Origin of the sequence: Cytobacillus oceanisediminis (assembly GCF_022811925.1) — a bacterium.
Taxonomy (GTDB): Bacteria; Bacillota; Bacilli; order Bacillales; family Cytobacillaceae; genus Cytobacillus; species Cytobacillus oceanisediminis_D.
This window is the reverse complement of the sequence record NZ_CP065511.1, coordinates 135,805-155,617: the sequence shown is the minus strand read 5'-3', so window position 1 is coordinate 155,617 and position 19,813 is coordinate 135,805. Positions and strand designations below refer to the sequence as shown.

21 protein-coding genes are annotated in these 19,813 nt (G+C 44.0%); 16 read left to right on the top strand and 5 right to left on the bottom strand.

Annotation, left to right across the window (positions count from 1 at the left end; translation table 11 throughout):
* The first annotated feature begins 11 nt into the window (after nt 1-11).
* From IRB79_RS00785 to IRB79_RS00755, 7 genes are all read left to right on the top strand, one after another.
* Nucleotides 12-614, top strand: a complete 603-nt coding sequence (locus tag IRB79_RS00785; RefSeq protein ID WP_243506317.1) for a hypothetical protein — start codon at nt 12-14, stop codon at nt 612-614.
* 108 nt (nt 615-722) lie between these two features.
* Nucleotides 723-1,625, top strand: a complete 903-nt coding sequence (locus tag IRB79_RS00780) for an NAD(P)/FAD-dependent oxidoreductase (RefSeq protein ID WP_243506316.1) — start codon at nt 723-725, stop codon at nt 1,623-1,625.
* A 98-nt stretch (nt 1,626-1,723) separates the two neighbouring features.
* Nucleotides 1,724-2,185, top strand: coding sequence for a hypothetical protein (locus IRB79_RS00775; RefSeq protein ID WP_243506315.1), 462 nt, complete (start codon nt 1,724-1,726; stop codon nt 2,183-2,185).
* Between the two features lie 372 nt (nt 2,186-2,557).
* A complete protein-coding gene (locus tag IRB79_RS00770; protein ID WP_243506314.1) occupies nt 2,558-4,219 on the top strand; it encodes a glycoside hydrolase family 13 protein in 1,662 nt (553 codons plus the stop codon).
* Nucleotides 4,220-4,330: 111 nt separating this feature from the next.
* Nucleotides 4,331-4,807, top strand: a complete 477-nt coding sequence (gene ybaK, locus IRB79_RS00765) for a Cys-tRNA(Pro) deacylase (RefSeq protein WP_243506313.1) — start codon at nt 4,331-4,333, stop codon at nt 4,805-4,807.
* A gap of 336 nt (nt 4,808-5,143) precedes the next feature.
* On the top strand, nt 5,144-6,253 hold the full coding sequence (locus tag IRB79_RS00760) for a PRK06851 family protein (RefSeq protein WP_243506312.1): 1,110 nt from the start codon (nt 5,144-5,146) through the stop codon (nt 6,251-6,253).
* Between the two features lie 17 nt (nt 6,254-6,270).
* Nucleotides 6,271-6,759, top strand: a complete 489-nt coding sequence (locus IRB79_RS00755; protein ID WP_243506311.1) for a hypothetical protein — start codon at nt 6,271-6,273, stop codon at nt 6,757-6,759.
* A 255-nt stretch (nt 6,760-7,014) separates the two neighbouring features.
* On the opposite strand, the gene IRB79_RS00750 is transcribed toward IRB79_RS00755, so the two are convergent.
* A complete protein-coding gene (locus IRB79_RS00750; protein ID WP_243506309.1) occupies nt 7,015-8,379 on the bottom strand; it encodes a YjiH family protein in 1,365 nt (454 codons plus the stop codon).
* Nucleotides 8,380-8,563: 184 nt separating this feature from the next.
* Between IRB79_RS00750 and IRB79_RS00745 the strand changes: the two genes are divergently transcribed.
* The 4 genes from IRB79_RS00745 (at nt 8,564) to IRB79_RS00730 (ending at nt 11,478) form a co-directional block, all read left to right on the top strand.
* Complete coding sequence (locus IRB79_RS00745; RefSeq protein WP_243506307.1) at nt 8,564-9,367, top strand: ABC transporter permease; 804 nt, start codon at nt 8,564-8,566, stop codon at nt 9,365-9,367.
* A gap of 3 nt (nt 9,368-9,370) precedes the next feature.
* Nucleotides 9,371-10,177, top strand: a complete 807-nt coding sequence (locus tag IRB79_RS00740) for an ABC transporter permease (protein WP_243506306.1) — start codon at nt 9,371-9,373, stop codon at nt 10,175-10,177.
* Between the two features lie 21 nt (nt 10,178-10,198).
* On the top strand, nt 10,199-11,206 hold the full coding sequence (locus IRB79_RS00735) for an ABC transporter ATP-binding protein (RefSeq protein WP_243506305.1): 1,008 nt from the start codon (nt 10,199-10,201) through the stop codon (nt 11,204-11,206).
* A 77-nt stretch (nt 11,207-11,283) separates the two neighbouring features.
* Nucleotides 11,284-11,478, top strand: a complete 195-nt coding sequence (locus tag IRB79_RS00730; protein WP_019380547.1) for a hypothetical protein — start codon at nt 11,284-11,286, stop codon at nt 11,476-11,478.
* A gap of 34 nt (nt 11,479-11,512) precedes the next feature.
* On the opposite strand, the gene IRB79_RS00725 is transcribed toward IRB79_RS00730, so the two are convergent.
* Entirely contained in the window at nt 11,513-12,832 is a 1,320-nt protein-coding gene (locus tag IRB79_RS00725) for a short-chain fatty acid transporter (RefSeq protein WP_243506304.1), read from the bottom strand.
* Between the two features lie 146 nt (nt 12,833-12,978).
* Here IRB79_RS00725 and IRB79_RS00720 point away from each other — a divergent pair, with 146 nt between their 5' ends.
* The 4 genes from IRB79_RS00720 to IRB79_RS00705 all read left to right on the top strand — a co-directional run bounded on the left by IRB79_RS00720 (nt 12,979) and on the right by IRB79_RS00705 (nt 16,345).
* The gene (locus tag IRB79_RS00720) at nt 12,979-13,467 is read left to right on the top strand and encodes a GNAT family N-acetyltransferase (protein ID WP_243506303.1); all 489 of its coding nucleotides are present in this window, start codon (nt 12,979-12,981) and stop codon (nt 13,465-13,467) included.
* A 146-nt stretch (nt 13,468-13,613) separates the two neighbouring features.
* Nucleotides 13,614-14,276: a DNA alkylation repair protein gene (locus IRB79_RS00715; protein WP_243506302.1), complete on the top strand. Its 663-nt coding sequence runs from the start codon at nt 13,614-13,616 to the stop codon at nt 14,274-14,276.
* 102 nt (nt 14,277-14,378) lie between these two features.
* The gene (locus IRB79_RS00710) at nt 14,379-15,236 is read left to right on the top strand and encodes an HAD family hydrolase (protein WP_243506301.1); all 858 of its coding nucleotides are present in this window, start codon (nt 14,379-14,381) and stop codon (nt 15,234-15,236) included.
* Nucleotides 15,237-15,259: 23 nt separating this feature from the next.
* On the top strand, nt 15,260-16,345 hold the full coding sequence (locus IRB79_RS00705; RefSeq protein WP_243506299.1) for a PQQ-dependent sugar dehydrogenase: 1,086 nt from the start codon (nt 15,260-15,262) through the stop codon (nt 16,343-16,345).
* Nucleotides 16,346-16,371: 26 nt separating this feature from the next.
* On the opposite strand, the gene IRB79_RS00700 is transcribed toward IRB79_RS00705, so the two are convergent.
* The 3 genes from IRB79_RS00700 to IRB79_RS00690 form a co-directional block, all read right to left on the bottom strand.
* Nucleotides 16,372-17,022, bottom strand: a complete 651-nt coding sequence (locus tag IRB79_RS00700) for a TetR/AcrR family transcriptional regulator (RefSeq protein ID WP_243506297.1) — start codon at nt 17,020-17,022, stop codon at nt 16,372-16,374.
* A 68-nt stretch (nt 17,023-17,090) separates the two neighbouring features.
* Nucleotides 17,091-18,119: an ABC transporter permease gene (locus IRB79_RS00695; protein ID WP_243506295.1), complete on the bottom strand. Its 1,029-nt coding sequence runs from the start codon at nt 18,117-18,119 to the stop codon at nt 17,091-17,093.
* A gap of 1 nt (nt 18,120) precedes the next feature.
* Nucleotides 18,121-18,840: an ABC transporter ATP-binding protein gene (locus IRB79_RS00690; RefSeq protein ID WP_243506293.1), complete on the bottom strand. Its 720-nt coding sequence runs from the start codon at nt 18,838-18,840 to the stop codon at nt 18,121-18,123.
* Between the two features lie 208 nt (nt 18,841-19,048).
* Here IRB79_RS00690 and IRB79_RS00685 point away from each other — a divergent pair, with 208 nt between their 5' ends.
* Nucleotides 19,049-19,771 (top strand): Crp/Fnr family transcriptional regulator, encoded by a 723-nt coding sequence (locus IRB79_RS00685; protein ID WP_243506291.1) that lies wholly within the window; start codon nt 19,049-19,051, stop codon nt 19,769-19,771.
* Nucleotides 19,772-19,813: the final 42 nt, after the last annotated feature.

The following is a 19,813-nucleotide window of genomic DNA, read 5'->3' as shown; positions in this document are numbered from 1 at the left end:
GGTGATTTTTCATGAGTAAAGCTTCCTCTTCTGAAATTAAGAGAGGACAATCCGTATCCTTTCGGGTGCCATCTGACACACCTGATCATATTCTGAAGCATCTGCAAAAGCTCAAGGAAACCGAAAAACGGAATTTTTCGAGTAAAATTGCCGAGTTTGTGATGCAGGGAGTCAGCAGCTCTCAATCAAAAGACCGGGAAACCATTACCATTCCCCTTCCCAAGGGGTTAAGCAAAATTCAGCGCGACTGGCTAAAGCATGAGCACTCAGAAGCATTGCTCGGCAGCATCCTTTATCAGCTGATTACAGATCCGGTGCGGGCAACATCTCTGCTGGCATCTTTGAACAGCAGGTCTTCTGATATTGATGAAGCTCTTTATCTGCAGGAGGAGCCGAGGTATTCGGTGAGTCAGTATGATTCCACAGCTGCTGCTTTAGAAGAAGACGATCTATCTGAAGCTGATCTGACGGATATTGAAGATGATTTGCTTGACTTTGATTGGGAAAAAGCCAAACAGGAACAGCAAGAGAACACAGAAGGTGAAACTGAAGAGGAAAGCGAAGAAGACCTGGATACTCTTCTTGGCGGCTTTCTTGCACATATGAATAAATGAATTTTAGGGGAGTTTCAGCGATGAGACTCCCTTTTTTGTATTTAGAAGAGGATTTTCTGGGTAATTTACAACTATAGCCTATCTTGGCACGAAAAGGAGGAATTTCAATTGAATTATGATTGCCTGATTGTTGGAGGAGGGATTGCTGGACTCCAGGCTGCCATTCAGCTGGGCAGATATAAACATAAGGTGCTGGTGATTGATTCCAATGATGGGCGTTCCACGATATGTAAAAGCTATCATAATATCTTAGGCTATCCTGATGGTGTAAGCGGCCCTGAACTCAGGGAGATTGGGAAAAAGCACGCGGAACGCCTTGGAGTGGAGTTTGTTAATGAAAAAGTGGAGCAGGCTGAAAAGGCAGATGGAGGTTTTGTGGTTTCGTCCCAAAGGGGCAATAAATATTCTGGCAAACGGATTTTGCTTGCAACGGGAATTATGGACCGGATGCCGTCCTTCCCAGAATTAATGCCTTGTCTCGGCATTTCTGTCTATGTCTGTCCTGACTGCGACGGATATGAGGTAAAGGATAAACGCACCATTGTGCTTGGCTCTGGAAATGCCGGCGCGAATATGGCATTAACATTGTCTTATTGGACAAATGATCTAGTTTTTATCAACCATGAGAAAAAGCCGGCAGATCAGAAATTACTGGAGAAAATGAAAGAAAAAAATATTGAATATCTTGAAGAATCTATAGGTAAGGTACTCGCAGAAGACGAAAAATTCAACGGTGTACAGCTAGAAAACGGTAAAAAAATCACAGGTGATAGAGGATTTATCGCTTTTGGAGGAAACGAAGTAAAATCTGACCTGGCGAAACAGCTCGGTGCAGAGCGCCTTGAAAATAAGCATATCCTGACAGATCCCCGCTCAAAAATGACAAGTATCAAAAATGTTTGGGCAGCAGGCGATGTGGCAGCCCATTCGGAACAAGTAACGATCGCAATGGGGGAGGGTTCTCAGGCTGCCATTTGGATCCATAAATCGCTGCTGCAGGATAAAAATTAACCTAATTTGGTTTGAACATAGAATTTAAAGGGTATATATTGGTTTATTTCTGTATTCTTTTCTCATATAATAGCCTATAAGCTATTAAATAGAGAAAGGTGTATGCATTGAAGAAAGAAAGCTTGGATCTAGTCGTTCGGGAGTTACTGGAGAGATCGGGGAGTCTGGCAGAGATTAAATTAGAGAGTCATTTTCCGGGAAATCGTATAGCTGGCGGAAAATACAGCATGGGAACACATACCGTAACCCTATATATGGAAGAGATTAAGAACCAATGTCATCAACTGTTTTCTTCTGCTGATCGTTTTTTGGACTATTTCACTGTTGTGTTTGCTCATGAGCTTGGCCATGCTGAAGATATAGAGCTGGAGGAATTGGCCAATCATCTTGATTCCTGCATAACAGAGCAGGAACGCTGCCTTACAGCATTGAAAATTGAAGAAAATGCTTGGACATTTGCTGAAAAACTGCTGCCGGATATGGATAAAGCCTTCATGCAGAAAATTATCTATCATTCGTTAAAACCCTACCGGGAAAAGCTTCAAGTGGAGCCAGCTTGACAATATAGGAGAAAGCCGCAGACCAAAATGCTGCGGCTTCTAAATTTTCACCAGATTTTATATCCTTAAATTTAAATTGTCTAGCTCCACAAGGAACGCTTCGACAGCATCATCATCGCACGTCTAAAAGCGTTAGCTTTTAGGAGGAGCGCCTACCCCCCCCCCTCAAGGTGTCGGGAGTGAGTAAGGTGCTTCCGCTTTTCTTATTTGTCATGAAAAAGGGTATTGAAAAATCCAATTGTAAGCGTTACACTTACTGTAGTAGTATGCAAATGCTAAAAAGCAAGCAGCTTTTTTTTATACCGCTTAATGCAAACGTTTGCGCACCGCGATAATAGAAAAAGAAATTTTATATAAATTGAGGGTGTTAATATGAAGAAGGTTTGGTGGAAAGAAGCAGTAGGATATCAAATTTATCCCCGCAGTTTCCAGGACACAAACGGAGATGGAATTGGCGATCTTCAGGGAATCATTCAGCGGCTTGACTATATCAAAGGATTAGGAATAGATGTTATCTGGATTTGCCCAATGTACAAATCCCCTAATGATGATAATGGCTACGATATTTCAGATTATCAGGATATCATGGAAGATTTCGGTTCGATGGAGGATTTCAGCCAGCTGATGGATGAAGTCCATAAGCGCGATATGAAGCTGATTCTTGATCTTGTGTTGAACCATACAAGTGACGAACATCAATGGTTTATCGAATCCCGTTCATCCAAGGAGAACCCGAAGAGGGACTGGTATATTTGGAGAGACGGAAAGAATGGCAAGGAACCGAATAACTGGGAAAGCATTTTCGGCGGATCAGCATGGGAATACGATGAGAAAACGGAACAATATTACCTGCATGTTTTTTCAACCAAGCAGCCTGATTTAAACTGGGAGAATAAAGATGTCCGTGAGGCTTTATATGATACGGTGAACTGGTGGCTGGATAAGGGAATCGACGGTTTCCGGATTGATGCCATCAGCCATATCAAAAAGCGTGCCGGCCTGCCTGATATGCCGAACCCGAAGAAGCAAAAGTATGTTTCTTCCTTCGATATGCATATGAACCAGGAAGGCATTCACGAATTCTTAAAGGAATTTAAAGACCGCACATATGCGAACTATGATGTGATGACAGTGGGCGAAGCAAACGGTGTTACCGTGGATGAAGCCGATCTTTGGGTCGGTGAGGAACAGGGTAAAATGGATATGATTTTTCAATTTGAACACCTTGGCCTTTGGGATGCAGAAACCAATCCCGAGGTTGATATTGTCGAGCTGAAAAAAGTTCTAACCCGCTGGCAGAAAGGCCTGGAAGCTGATGGCTGGAACGCCTTATTTATCGAAAATCATGATAAGCCTCGTGTCGTTTCAACATGGGGAAATGATGAGGAATACTGGCACCAGAGCGCGACATCCATGGGTGCCATGTACTTCCTGATGCAGGGAACGCCATTTATTTATCAGGGACAGGAAATCGGCATGACCAATGTCCAATTCCCATCCATTGACGATTATGATGACGTAGCCGTGAAAAACCTCTACCGCCTTAAAAAAGAGGAAGGCATGTCCCATCAGGAAATCATGGATATCATCTGGGCCTCTTCCCGTGACAACAGCCGTACTCCAATGCAGTGGTCTTCCAGGGAAAACGCAGGATTCACGACGGGCCAGCCATGGATGAAGCTCAACCCGAACTATAAGGAAATCAATGTGGAAGTCCAATCCCAGGACCGGGATTCCATCCTTTCGTTCTATAAAAAAATGATTCGAATGAAAAAAGAAAATGAAGTCTTCACCTATGGTCAATACGATCTGCTTCTTGAAGAAGATAAGCAAATCTATGCTTATACCCGTACATCAGATGATGACAAGGTAGTCGTCATTACGAATCTTTCAACAGAGGAAGCATCTTTTGAAGCTGAATTTAAGCTTTCTAATGATCAGCTTTTATTGAATAACTATCCGGTTGAAACACATGAAGATACGGATTCATTTACGCTTAAGCCTTATGAAGCCCGTGTTTATCGCTTGAAATAAGCTTTGTTAGCAGGACTCCTTTTAGGGGTCCTGCTTTTTATTAAGTCTGCTTCTTTTTGAAATCATCCCAAAGTGCTAAAATGAGAAAAATAACCAATGGAGGCTCAGGCAATGGCGAAGGGTAAAACAAATGCGATGCGCATGCTGGATGCTCAGAAAGTGGATTATGAACTGATTACATACGACAATCAGGACGGGAAAATAGATGGGGTTTCGGTGGCAGCGAAGATTGGCAAAGATCCTGAAGCTGTCTATAAAACCTTAGTTGCTCAAGGCCACAGCAAGCAGATCTACGTGTTCATCATTCCCGTAGAGGACGAGCTGGACTTGAAAAAGGCCGCTAAAGCTGCCGGCGAAAAGAAAGTCGAAATGATTCCGGTCAAAGATATCCAGAAGCTGACCGGCTACATCCGCGGCGGCTGCTCCCCGGTCGGAATGAAAAAGCAGTATCCCTCTTTCATCGATGCAAAGGCAGCGGAGCTTGAACTGATGATTGTCAGCGGAGGCAAAATCGGCATGCAGATGGAGCTCAAAGCGGAAGATTTGCAGAAGGCAATCGGAGCTAATCTGGCGGATTTAATAAAATAATGAAAGTGAAGAGTGCTGAATCACCATGATTCGGCACTCTTTTTTACGAAAAAAGTATAAAATTTTGAACGTCGATAATTGTCTAGCTCCAGCGCCTACCCCCTCGAGGTCACAAGCCAATCCTCCCAAAAAGGCAAAGAACGCCTTTCCGGGAGGCTCGTCTTGTGCTTGAGGCCCGCAGGATGCGGGTCATGCAGACGTTGCCACAGGACGTGGCGATCTTAGTCTGCGTTCCTTCGTGGGCAAGGCGCTTCCGCTTTTCTAAATAGGCTTTCACCCATCCTGCTCCCTTTGCATACTGTAAGGTGAAAATGCATTTCGAAAGGAAGTGTAAGAGTGGCTGGGAAAATATTAAAATACTTCGCCGGCGGGAATACAGCCCGGGGGTTCCACAATTTATTCGAATCAAACCTGGCAGGGCTTGATCGCTTATTCATTTTAAAAGGCGGACCGGGAACAGGCAAATCATCCCTGATGAAAGCAATCGGGGCAGATCTGTCCGAAAAAGGCTATGACCTGGAATATATTTATTGCTCGTCTGACAGTCAATCGCTCGATGGCGTCATCATTCCTTCTTTAAAAGCAGGCATTGTCGATGGAACAGCGCCGCATGTAATCGAACCGAAAGCACCTGGCGCGGTCGAGGAATATATCAATCTTGGGGAAGCATGGGATTCAAGGGCACTGGCTGCATGTAAAGAAGAAATCACGGTACTGTCGGGCCAGATCAGCAATTCCTTTGCAGCGGCTTATGACACGTTTGCTGAAGCATTGAGGATTCATGATGAATGGGAAAAAATCTATATAGAAAATATGAATTTCCAGAAGGCAGATGAACTGACGAAAAAGCTGATTTCCACCTTCTATGGAAATATGAAACTAAATAAGACACCATGTGTAAAGCATCGTTATTTAGGGGCAGCTACTCCGATCGGAGCGGTGGATTTTGTGCCGAATCTTACGGAGGATATTCAAAAAAGATACTTCATAAAAGGGCGTCCGGGTTCCGGCAAGTCAACCATGCTGAAGAAGCTGGCAAAAGAAGCGGAGAGCCGCGGATTTGATATTGAAATCTATCATTGCGGGTTTGATCCACACAGCCTGGATATGATCATCGTACGCGAACTGGGCCTCGCTATATTCGACAGCACGGCCCCGCATGAATATTTTCCGAATCGTGATGGAGATGAAATCGTCGACATGTATGAAATTACGATCAATTCAGGCACAGATGAAATTTACGCTGAACAGCTAAAAGATATCAGCACCCGTTATAAAAATAAAATGACCGAAGCCGTATCTTATCTGGCACGGGCAAAAACCCAGCGGGACACGTTGGAAAAAATCTATGTCAACGCCATGGACTTTACAGTGGTTGACCGGATCAGAGAGAAGGTACGCTCTGAGCTGCTGCTGATTTCAGAGAAAGTCTCAATAAGGGAATAGAGAGGAGAACACAAACAATGGATTATACAAATTATCCGTACTATCCATATATGTATGACCAGAATGAACATGGACGCATTTTTCCGGGCGGAGGATCGGGAGGCGGGTTCAGCATTCCTGGTCTTCCAGGCGGCGGATTCAGTATTCCGGGATTTCCGCCAGGAGGAGGATTTGGGCCGCCAGGGCCGCCTCCAGGAGGGCCGGGCGGTGGTTTCGGACCTCCTGGCGGTGGAGGGGGTCCTGGAGGGCAAGATGGGCCGCCATCAGGGCCGCCGCCAAGCTTCACACCTCAGATGCAGCAGGTCAGCACGTTTGCTGTTGATCCAGGTGCCATAAGGGGCTGCTTATTCCGCTATACGTTTGTATGGCTTCAAAACGGAAGAAGCTTCTGGTTCTATCCGACCTTTGTCGGCAGAACCTCTGTAGCCGGCTGGCGCTGGAGAAACTGGCGCTGGACGTATTACGGAACAGACTTGAGAAGAATTCGTTCTTTCCAATGTTTTTAATATAAAGAGCTAATAAAAAGAGGTATCCCGCTTCAGGATACCTCTTTTTATTGTAGGCCAGCGCTTGTTCCACCGATATAGCAGCCGCTGAAGCTTGTTAATCGGCCAGATTTTTAATATATCGGTCAGTAAAGCAAGTTTGTCGGTTAACATGTTGATATATCGGTCAGTTACCCATGTTAATCGGCCAGTATTTCATTATATCGGTGACTTCCCGTCATATAAGCCTTTCAGTATTAACCTGATGGAAACCATTTAGAAAAGAATATGGGCAGCCAGCACAATCACCGGTAAAGTAATAAGCGTTCTTTGGATAAAGATAATAATCAGATCCCATAATGTTACGGGGATTTTAGAGCCAAGCAGAAGTCCGCCCACCTCTGACATATAAATCAGCTGGGTAACGGATACAGAAGCTACGATAAACCGTGTCATTTCGCTTTCAATGCCTGCACCGATAACGGAAGGCAGGAACATATCGGCGAATCCGACTACAAGTGTTTCAGAAGCGGCTTTTGCTTCCGGCACCTGCATTAATTCAAGCAATGGAATGAAAGGCATTCCTAAATAGGCAAAAACGGGAGTGTACTCTGCGATAATTAGAGCCAATGTTCCCAAAGCCATGACAATGGGGGCTACACCCATCCACATATCCAGAATATTTTTGGCGCCATCCTGGAAGAAGGCTTGCAGGCTCTGGTTTGTTCTTGCTTTAGAAACAGCCTGTTTAAGTCCCCAGCTTGCTGGAGTATGTCCTTCAGGGATGCTCTCATCAAGCTCTGCCTCCTGGCCGTTATAATACGTATCAGGCTTTCGGGACAGGGGCCAGATTCTAGGGCTGATAATGGCGCAAATGAATCCCGCTGCTGTGATGGTCAGGTAAAAAGGCACAAACATATGGCCAAGATTCACCTGTGAAATAACAACAAGGCTGAAGGTAATGGATACGACGGAAAACGTTGTGCCAATAATGGCCGCTTCCCTTTTCGTATAATAGCCCTCTTCATACTGTTTGCTGGTCAGAAGAACACCAATGGTTCCGTCACCAAGCCAGGAAGCTACACAGTCAATTGATGACCGCCCAGGAAGCTTAAATACCGGACGCATGATTTTCGTTAAAAGCGCGCCAAAGAATTCAAGCAATCCAAAGTTCAATAGCAAAGGCAGGAACAGCCCGGCAAATAAAAAGACTGAAAACAGAATTGGCAGAAGGTCATTTAAGAGCAATCCTCCTGTGTTTTCAGACCAGATCTGTTCAGGACCGATTTGAAAAAGGGTAATAACAGCAAAAACAGCTCCTATAAATCTCGCTGCAGCCCAGATATAGGGAACGTCAAATAAGTTCTTGAAAAAAGGGCTTTTTTCGATAAAAGCAGGCTTAGCGAATTTTGCCAGCAATGTACCCAATAGTGTAATGACAATAATAAAGGTCATAATTTCAGGAAGATAGTCTGCGAGCAGGTTTTGGATCCAGCCTGAAAAAATGGCTATGGGAATTGTAATATCCCCTTGATATTTGATTGGAACCATGAATAAGCTGATTCCAATTAATGACGGTATGAGAAATTTTATTAGATCTGTAGAAGAATACTTCTTTCTGGATGCATCAATCAATATCATTCACCTTTTTCTTATATTTATAAACCAAATGTTATTTTAATTCATAACCCTTGAAAAAGCCAACCCTTTCTCTTAAATTCCACTGTTTCCCTTCTTTTTAAACTTCTAAAACAAACTTATTTTTACGCTCCCATATTATGTTAAAATATGAAATAATCAAAAAAATCAAAAAGCAGGTGTGCGGATGTTCAGGTTTCGGTTATATTGGACCTTCACAAAGAAGGCCTTTCTTCGATCAGCCGTTTATCGATTTGATGTATGGTCGCGGCTTGGCTCAAATCTTATTTTTCTGCTGATGTGGGGTTCGATTTGGACTGCTTTATATGCCGGGAGGGAAGAAGCTGGCGGAGTCAGTTTTGAGTCCATGCTGACGTATATTGTGGTCAGCCAATTTTTATCTGGAGTAAATGGGGCGGGCACCCCGCTGTGGGAAATCCAGGAGAAGGTCCGGACAGGAGATATTTCCCTGGAATTAATGAGGCCATTTGATGTGCCGCTCCGCTATCTTTTTGCCGATTTTGGCAGTGTGGCCTTTTACATACTGACAGCGCTGCTCCCATTATATACAGTCATGTTCATTTTTATGGATTTGACATTGCCTTCTAGCTGGGAGACTTGGGCTTTGTTCATCGTATCCGCTTTTATTGGATTCCTGATTCGCTATTGCATTGAAATGTCTTTTGGGCTGCTTTCCTTTTTTCTCGTTGAAACGGGCGGCATTGTCGATGTCTTTTACTTTGCCATGTCCCTTCTTTCAGGATCAGTCATTCCGCTGTGGTTTTTTCCGGGCTGGCTGGAAAAGATGGCACTTTACTTGCCGTTCCAGGGAATCTATTACATACCAAATGCGATTTTTATAGGCAAAATCTCTGGTGCGGAAATCCTGCTATCCCTGGGTGTCCAATTATTTTGGGCTGCAGCCAGTTATCTGCTATTAAGGTTTGTCTGGAATCGCGCATCCCAAAAAGTAGTGGTGCAGGGGGGATAAAGTGTGAGTGTTTTAAAATATTTCGATTTGTATTTCAAGCTCATCTCCGCAGGTGTGAGGGCTCAGCTGCAGTACCGGTTTGCCTTTGTCATGAGGATTGTCGGCCTCATTACATCCTATACAGGCACCGCTGCCACGATGTGGATCATGCTTTATCAGTTTCAGGAATTGGGCTCATGGACCTTTTACGAGATGCTGTTTTTATTTGCTGTCGCTGTTTTATCCTGGGGGTTCTGCATCATTCTCTTTTTTCATTTCAGGGGGTTGGACACCTACATTTTAAATGGCACGTTTGACCGCTTCCTTGTCAGGCCAATCAATCCATTTTTTCATTTCATGGCGATGAAGTTTGACGTCGCCTCTTTTGGACAGTTCATCTTCAGCATCGGCATTTTTATTTGGGTCAGCTTTGAACTGCACCTTGATTGGACAGTTGGTAAAAGTTTATTTCTGCTGTTATCTGTGGTTGGGGGCATCCTCATCCAGGGCGGTCTGCTTGTCATGATTTCTGCACTCGCCTTCTGGACGACAAAATCGGAACAATTTTACTGGGTGGCCATGTTTCCTGCCCGAAATCTTACCAATTATCCTTTGGTCATTTATCCGAAAGCCGTGCAATGGTTTACAGCCTTTGTCGTTCCATTCGGTTTTGTGAACTATTTTCCCGCGGCTGTGCTTCTGGAAAAGGAAACGCCATTTTTCCCGGAGAATATCGGGTATTTTTCGCCGCTTGTCGGCATCGTCTTTTTTGCTGTAGCCTATTATATTTGGATGCTTGGTTTAAAGAGATATAAGAGTACAGGTTCATGACATCGTTTAGGAGGGCTGGAATTGCCGATTATAGAGGTTGAACATCTAATGAAGGACTTTATGATTGCCAAGAGGGAGACAGGCTTCCTTGGCGCTGTAAAGAGCCTTGTAAAAAGAGAGCATATTAAGAAGGAAGCAGTGAAAGATATCAGCTTTTCGATCGGAGAAGGGGAAATGGTCGGCTATATCGGACCGAATGGCGCCGGAAAGTCCACCACCATCAAAATGCTGACGGGCATTCTTGTCCCAAGCTCAGGATGTGTAAAGGTAAACGGAATCATTCCCTATGAAAACAGGCAGGAAAATGCCAAGAATATCGGAGTGGTTTTCGGCCAGAGAACACAGCTTTGGTGGGATCTGCCTACCATCGAATCGTTTGAGCTGCTGAAGGAAATCTATCAGGTTTCGGATAAGCGGTATAAGGAAAATATGGACACCTTTACGGAGATTTTGGGACTCGATGAATTCCTGAACACGCCGGTCCGCCAGCTGTCGCTTGGGCAAAGGATGAGGGCTGATATTGCCGCATCCCTGCTGCATGACCCGCCAATCCTATTTCTGGATGAACCGACGATTGGCCTGGATGTCGTAGCCAAAGAGAAGATGAGGACCTTTATTAAAGAAATTAATAATGAGCGCAAAATCACCGTCATTTTAACCACACATGATATGGAGGATATCGAAAAACTCTGTGAGCGGATGATTCTCATTGACCATGGGCAAAAGGTTTACGACGGGGAAATCGCTGTGGTAAAAGAGCGTTTTGGCAAAACGAGGACACTCATCGTTGACCTGGAGGAATCATCACACAGCCTCCAGCTTAAGGGCGGAGAGGTGTTTAAAGAAGAAGCAAGCCGCTTCTGGATCCGATTTAACCGGGATGAAGTGTCAGCCTCGGAATTAATTGCCCAAATTACCGAAACACATAATATCAAAGATTTAACCGTGGAAGAGCCTGCAATCGAATCAATCATCAGCCGCATTTATCAGGAGGGCTATCAGGAGCTACCGGATACAGTAGAAGTGTAGCCTCAGTTTCAAAATAGGCTTGGCTGATATGTCAATATTTTCTGAAAAATTGATATAATATTAAAGAGGTGATCAAATTGATTCTATATTTGCTGGGCTTTTGTGCAGTATTGCTGGGAGCAGGAATGTTTGTGGACTGGTGGCATAAAAAGCATGGAATTGACGATTTTGACCCTGAGGAAAATGAAAAGCATGTATCTGAGTCAGAGAGAGCCTACATCGAGTCTTATATGCATAACATGAAAAATGATCATCATAATGGAATGTCATAATAGAAGAGCATGGCGGGTGCCATGCTCTTTACCTTTAGAATAATAAAAAACCTATTGAAATAATCACGCCGCTGACAAGCAGAGTCAGAACGCAGAATCCCATGATGTCTTTTGCCTTTAATCCTGCAATGGCGAGAGCCGGCAGCGCCCAGAAAGGCTGGATTAAGTTGGTCCAGGCATCCCCCCATGCAACCGCCATCGCTGTTTTAGGAATGGAAGCTCCCATTGATTGAGCCGCTTCAAGCATAATCGGAGCCTGAACAGCCCACTGACCTCCTCCTGAAGGAACAAAAAAGTTTACAAGCCCCGCGCTTAAAAACGTGAAGAAATGGAATGTGTAATCATTCGAAATGCTTACAAACGCTTCGGACATAACCGCCGCCAGTCCTGAGGCGGTCATCATACCCATGATCCCGGCATAAAACGGGAACTGAATAATGATTCCGCTAGCCCCTTTCACTGCATTGAGGACAGCTTCGAGGAATCTTTTAGGTGTTCCGTGGAAAAGGATGCCGAGGAACAGGAATAAGAAATTCACGATATCAAGGTTCAGATTAAACCCCTTTGTAGCGAAATAATAAAATAAGAATACAAGCCCAAGGATCCCGGCCAGCAATGAGATGATGCGGCTGTTTTCCAGGCGTTCAGCAGGTGTCATCGCCCCTTTTTCAAGTGAAGCTGCCTGGATGTCTTCTTGAAGAAGAGCAGGATCGACCACAATGGTCTCCTCTTTCGACGGCATCATAAAGCGGTTTACAAAAGGCAAAACCAATAATAGTGCCACGACAATAAAAATATTGAAGCCGGCAAAAATGGTCTGATCAGTAGAGATGACGCCAATCATATCTTCAGAGAAGTGTCCAGGTGTAGCAATGGTCAATGGAATCGAACCGGAAATTCCTCCGTGCCAGACAACGAAGCCTGAGTAAGCGCTTGCAATTAACAGGCGATAATCCACATTTTTTACTTTTTTGGCAAGCTCTTTAGCAAATAAGGCACCGATCACGAGACCGAATCCCCAGTTAATTAAGCTTGCAATCATTGATACGAATGACACAATAAGGATGGCCTGGCCGGGTGACTTGGCTAATGATGCCATTGCACCTAACCCTTTTTTAAAGATCGTGCTGCTGGCCAATACATGACCTGTGACTAAAACCAGCACCATCTGCATGGAAAAAGTCAAGAGGCCCCAAAACCCATTTCCCCAATGCTGAACCATTTGATAAGGTCCATTATCTGTAAAAATCAAACCTAATCCAAAAACCGCAAAAGTTAGGATAATAACAAATAAAAATGGATCCGGCAAATACCGCTGCATAATGCGGTTAAAGAAAGAAACCAGTACTTTCATGATGCAACCCCCTAAAAATATATTTCTCGAACCTAGTATATTTTCTGCAAAATTCAATTTATTCCTTCTTTTCTGAAATAAATCTTGTCTATAAAGCTTTGACCCTTTAAATTTGGAGAGTATACTTCGAAAAGGAGACTGGGGACATGAACGTTAAAATAGTGAAAGCGGCAAACGGGGAACGGGACATCTTAAGAAACCTGTATGCTTTCTATCTGCACGATTTAACAAAATACACTGATGCATTGGAAGTAAATGAAGAAGGCACATACGAATTTGATGCCTTTTCATTAATCTGGGACAAAGAAGGCATTGAACCTTACCTCATTAAAGCTGATGGCAAACTGGCAGGATTCCTGCTCCTTTTACGTGCTCCTTTTCTAAAAAAAGCAGATTACTGCATCAATGACTTTTTCCTGTACAACTCGTTCAGAGGGAAAAAAGTGGGGCAAGCTGCTATTGATCTATTGTTTACTGAATATAAGGGAACCTACTATATAGAGCAGTTAAAACGAAATGAGCCTGCTGTCCGCTTTTGGAAAAAGGTGTATCGCTATTATCAGCTTGATGTTGACGAGACCTCGAGAATGGAAGATGGAGAAGAATGTGTAGGGCAGTTGGTGAATGTGGAATGATAAATTTACTGAACCCGGTGCTTCTCTGAGAGTCCGAAACAGGTGCTTCTTCGGACAGAAAAAGGAGAAATCGGCGAGTGCGAGTCCGAACCCGCCACTCGAACAGGGGAACATAACCCCAAATTGATGCAAAAAGGAGCGTTCAGATGGATATTCGATTATTAATAAAGCTTTTTGAGGAAAATAGAGACATAGAAAAAGCAATCCCCATGCAAAGCTATCTTAAAGACCACTTTCCTTTCCTGGGAATCAAGACACCTGAACGAAGAGCTCTCTTAAAAGAATTTTTTAATGAGACAGGCCTTCTGAAGCAGGAATTTAACCCGGAATTTGTGGAAGCCTTATGGGACATGGAAGAGCGTGAATACCAGGCTGCAGCTCTCGACTACATTGGAAAATTCACCAGGAAACTGGACAAAAGCCATCTGGCATTAGTCGAAAAGCTGATCACAACAAAATCCTGGTGGGATACCGTTGACATGCTTGCCACCCATGCAGTGGGCGCCATCGCGTCTAAAAACCCGGAAGTCATCCCAGAAAAAATAGAGGGATGGGCAACCAGCAACGACATGTGGCTCCGCAGGACAGCCATCCTCTTTCAGCTAAAATACAAAACCCTCACAGATGAAGACTTACTTTACCGTTATATCCTTTCAAACAATGACAGCAAAGAATTCTTCATCCAAAAAGCCATCGGCTGGGCGCTCAGGGAATACTCCAAAACAAACCCTGAATCAGTTAAAAGGTTTATTGAATCAAACACACTTGCCAAATTGAGCATTAGGGAAGGGAGTAAGTATTTAGGTTAGATTCCTGGAGGAAGAGCAATTATTTAAAATAACCCTAAGAACATGATAGAATGGCAAATAAGTTTTTCAGTAAAAATACTACAGCCAGAAGGTGAAATTTAAATGATCAAATGCATTGCCAGTGATATGGACGGAACGCTATTAACCGCCACACAGAAAATCACGCCTGAAAATATCGAAGCCATTAAAACAGCTCAGGAAAAAAGAGTCGAAGTAGTCATCGCAACCGGGCGCTCCTACTTCGAAGCAAGCTTCGTCCTCGATGAAGCCGGCATCTCTTGCCCGATTATTTGCGCAAACGGGGCAGAAGTAAGGGCTGCAGATGGAAAAGTCGTATCCTCCAACCCGCTCGACAAGGACCTGGCGAAAAAAGCGGCCTATATCCTTGTGCAGAATAACGTTTATTTCGAGGTATACACAAACCAGGGTACATATACTATTGATGAAGACCGCGGCGTCTCCATCATTGTCGACATCTTTTTAAGCGGAAATCCTGAAGCGGATATTGATGAAGTGACAAAAGCTGCCGAAGAACGCTTTACAAAAGGGCTGGTGCGAAAAGTGAACAGCTATGACGAGCTTTTCAACAGTGACGAGCACCAAATATACAAGCTGCTGGCCTTCTCATTCGAACCGGATTTTCTCGTATCCGCCAAAGAAGATTTGCTTAAGCTTGAAGGCATGGCCGTAAGTTCATCAGGGGATGAGAACCTGGAGCTGACAAGTGTGAACGCCCAAAAGGGGATTGCCCTTGAAGCTTTTGTAAAAGAAAAAGGCATTTCACTTCTGGAAACAATGGCAATTGGCGATAATTATAATGATTTGTCTATGTTCAAACGCGCAGGAAGATCCGTTGCCATGGGCAATGCCGATGATATCATTAAAGCACAATGTGATGCTGTGACATCTGCAAATGAAGAAAGCGGTGTAGCCAAGGCAATCTGGGAAGTCCTGAAGTAAAATTTCAAGGGGATGAAAGCTGGATGAAAAAGGTGTTCGGTGCAGGTTTGCTGGTTTTTGGTCTGCTGGCTGGATGTTCTAGTACCGGCGAGAATAATAGCGGGAAACAAGTCGAGGATCAGGAGGCCAGCCTTCCTGCCGGTGAAGAGCCGGAAATACTGGCAGATGAGCTTGATATTCCCTGGTCCATCGCCAAAACAGACGAAACCTTTTACATGACGGAAAGACAGGGCAGCATTTTAAAAGTGGAGGATGGCAAGAAAGAACGTCAAAAGGTTGAGCTTGCGAAAAAGCTTTCTGCTGCTTCCGAAGCTGGCTTGCTTGGATTTGTGCTGGCACCTGATTTTTCACAATCAAACGAAGCATATGCCTATTACACCTATGAAAACACCTCAGGTCAGTTTAATCGTATAGTGACCCTCCGGCTTCAAGATGGAACGTGGAAAGAGGAGCAGCTTTTGCTCGATAAAATCCCGAGCGGGCAGTTCCACCACGGCGGCCGGCTTGAAATTGGCCCTGACGGAAAGCTTTATGCTACTGCAGGCGATGCTGCCACTGATCCTGAAATTGCTCAGGATGTAAATTCTCTGGGAGGAAAAATCCTAAGAATGAATCTGGATGGGAGCGTACCGGACGATAATCCTTTTAGCGGATCCTATGTTTATAGCTACGGCCACCGCAATCCGCAGGGGTTGGTATGGGCTGAGGATGGGACTTTATATGAAAGTGAGCACGGCCCATCGGCCAATGATGAAATCAATAAGATCCTACCCGGGAAAAATTACGGATGGCCCGTCATAAAAGGGAATGAAACGAAGGAAGGCATGGAATCGCCGCTGTTTACCTCCGGTGATGACGAAACCTGGGCTCCGTCCGGGATGGCCTATTATAAAGGCAAGCTTTACACCGCTGCCTTAAGAGGCAGTGCCGTTCTTGAGTTTGATCTGGAAACAAAGAATGTAAGGAAAATTGTTTCTAACTTAGGCAGGATCCGGGACGTATTTATTGAAGGGGATGTGCTATATTTTATCAGCAACAATACGGACGGACGCGGCAATCCGCTTGATAAGGATGACAAACTTTATCAAATTCCGCTTTCAAATATATAAAAAGAGCCTGGCAGCAGTGCCAGGCTTTAGTCTTTGGCTGAAAGGCCGTGCATAATAAATTGAATGGTCCGTTCGGTTTCCTTTTCATCATCCCAATTGGCTTCAGGCAAGAGTAAATACCTCGCAATTAAATAGCCGAAAATGGAGGTAAAGGTCATTCTTACTGCGCTGTAGGCTGGAATCTCAATAATCTGGCCTTTTCTTTGATAGTATTCGACCAATCCGGCAAATCGTTCGAACACCTTCATGGCAATATGCTCTTTGAATTGTTCCTTCAGTTCCGGGTGAAACGGAATTTCCTGTATCAGGATTTTTATCAAAGAGGCATTGTTTTTAAGAAATTCAATCCGATTCTCCATCATAGCTCTTAAAAAATCTTCATACCGCTCGTATTTATGATCAATTACTTTGTAAAGATCCTTGATGACAAAGGGAGCAATCAGCTTAGCCATCATCGGTGAAACGATCCCCATCAGCAAATCCTTTTTTGTTTTATAGTGTCTGAAGATGGTTCCTTCGGCTACTCCTGCCTTCTTGGCGATTTCGCTTGTCGAGGTGGCTGCATAGCCTTTTTCGGAAAACGATTCAATCGCAGCCATGATAATTTTCTTTTGCTTCTCCGTAAGTCTTTCTTCTTCCTGAAATAACTCTTCTAAAATGGAATCCTGCTCTGGCATGGTTAACTCCTTTATACGTACAAAATCTATAGCTTTATTATAAAGGAATGAAAATGCAAAAAGAAATTTTAAATTTTCCGGTACCGTCTTAGAGCAGCGATATTCAGAATCATAAAGAGCAGGGAGAAAGCGAGCAGCATAAGCAGATCTTTATAAATCATTTCCCATCCAAAGCCTCTTACCATTACATTTCTTAATGCTTCAGCCGCGTAATACAGAGGCGTAAAAGGGCCGATCCAGCTTAACCACTCTGATATGGTCTCCAGATTGAATAACCCCGAGAAAAAGATCTGGGGAACCACAATAAGCGGTATAAATTGAATCATCTGCAGCTCATTATTGGCAAACGAAGACAGCAGGATTCCCAGAGTCAATGCTGACAGCGAAAGAAGCAGTGTGATGAGCAGGACATAGCCAAAAGACCCTTCCATCAGCATGCCAAGTACATAGATTGCATACCAGGCGATGATGGCAGCCTGGATCATGGTGAATATCCCGAATCCCATGATATATCCCGCAACGATTTCCCATTTCCGAAGAGGACTGGTCAAGAGCCGCTCAAGTGTACCGGTTGTTCTTTCTCTTAAAAAGGAAACACCGGCAATCAGGAATACAAAGAAAAAGACAAAGAATCCCAGCAGCACCGGGCCGAAATAATCAAACTGCCCCATGTCGTCCGAGCCGAATAAATAATCGATCTGTATCTCCTGAATCCCGCCATTTTGCTGTATAGGCTTCAGTGCATCCTGAACCCATTTCATCACAGCTCCGTTTACACTCGGATCGCTTCCTTCCAAAACCACTGATGGCGGCATCTGATCAAACACCAGATACGCATCCAACTTCTTGTCTGATAGGTCATTTTCTGCCAGCTTCTCCGTTTCATAGTGTTTGAGCTTGGCATCTTCCAGGTTAAGCTGAGTTTCCAATTTTTCAGGGATATCAACAAGACCAATTTCAGGCGTATATTCATCTCCGTTAAACACAAGGTGAAGCATAGTCAGGACCAGGATAGGGGCGAAGATCAATAGAGCCATCGTCCGTTTATCTCTTAAAATCTGGCGGAGTATCCGTATAACCAGGGCCATAATCCTCATATTAAGCACCTCCATATGCCAGGAAGGCATCTTCAATATTGGCAGAGCTGGTTTGCGACATTAATTCTTCCGGTGTTCCAGCTGCAATGAGCTGTCCATCCCTAATCATGCCCAGCCTGTCGCACTTTCCCGCTTCATCCATGACATGAGTCGTCACCAGGATGGTCGTTCCATTCTCCTTCAGGCTTTTAAAAGATTCCCAGATGCTTTTTCTGAGGACAGGATCGATTCCTACGGTAGGTTCATCCAGGATGAGAAGACCAGGACTATGCAGAAGGGAAATGGCAAGGGAAAGTCTTCTTTTCATACCCCCTGAATAATCGGAAACCAGCTTGCCGAGATGGTCAGTTAACGAAACAATTTCCATTACCTCATTCATCCGCTGCTTTTTTTCTTTTCCTTTTAATCCATACAGCGTTGCAAAAAAATCAAGATTTTCCTTTGCTGTTAAGTCGGTGTATAGGGCGTCAGATTGCGCCATATAGCCAATTCGTTTGATCAAATCCAGCTGGGGCATTTTTTTGCTGAAAATATGGTTTTCCCCCTGTGTTGGCACCTCCAGTCCTGCCAGCTGTTTAACAAGCGTCGTCTTGCCGGCTCCAGATGGGCCGAGCAGGCCAAAAATTTCCCCCTCGTAAATTTCAAGGTTAATGTCTTTTAAAACCTGGTGCTTTCCATAAGTCTTGAATACATTTTGAATGGAAACAATCGGATTTTTCATCTGTTCACTCCTTTTTAATAAAAAAGTGAGTAATCACTCACATAAATCATAATCGAAGTACAACCTGTTTGTAAAGTGAGTAATCACTCATTTTTACATCTGCAAAAGGAATTTTAAGCATGAGCAGGCTTTTGTGAGTTAAGTCACTTCTTCCTAAACTCATGTTAGCTAAAATATTTCTAATAGAATGTAAAAGCGGGGGATGGGAATGGAATATGAAAAGCAGGATCATAGGCCGTTAATCGATGAATTTTTAGGCAAGATTGAAATTTTTAAAGAACTCCCCAGTGAATCCATACAGCTGATCGATAAACGAATTATTAAGAAAGCTTATTTAAAAGGCGAAAGAATTATGTCTGAATATGAAGTCGCCAAAGGAGTTTACTTTGTTCATTCCGGCATTGTGAAGCTGACGAAACAAGATGAACATGGCAACGAACTGATTGTCTGCATTAAGAAAAAAGGCGAGATTTTTGCAGAAGCCAACCTTTTTAACCAGACGGGCCAAACCTATCCTGCGACGGGTACAATGGTGCAGGATGGTGAAATCTACTTTCTGAACACGGATGATCTGGAACAGGAGCTCTTGTATTCACCGGAAATGGCTGTTCAGATTATCCGCTATATGAGTGAATCGCTGCGTGATATGACCTCCATTCTGAGGGACATCGCCCTGCTTGATGTGTACACGAAAACAGTCCGGACATTGGAAAGGCTCGCGGAAAAATTCGGCGCCAACCACTGTAACCGGATGCATCTTGAGCTTCCTATAACCGTCCAGGAATTCTCCACCCTTGTCGGAACATCCCGGGAAAGTGTCAGCCGGGTTTTTTCCAGACTGAAAAAAGAAGGAATCATCGAAATTACAGGCAGAAAAATCGTCATTGTGGACTGGTGCAAATTTTGCTCCCTTTACCATCAGAGGCTGTAAGGCAACGCTGTCTTTGCTCAGTCTTGTTTTTTTGTTATATAA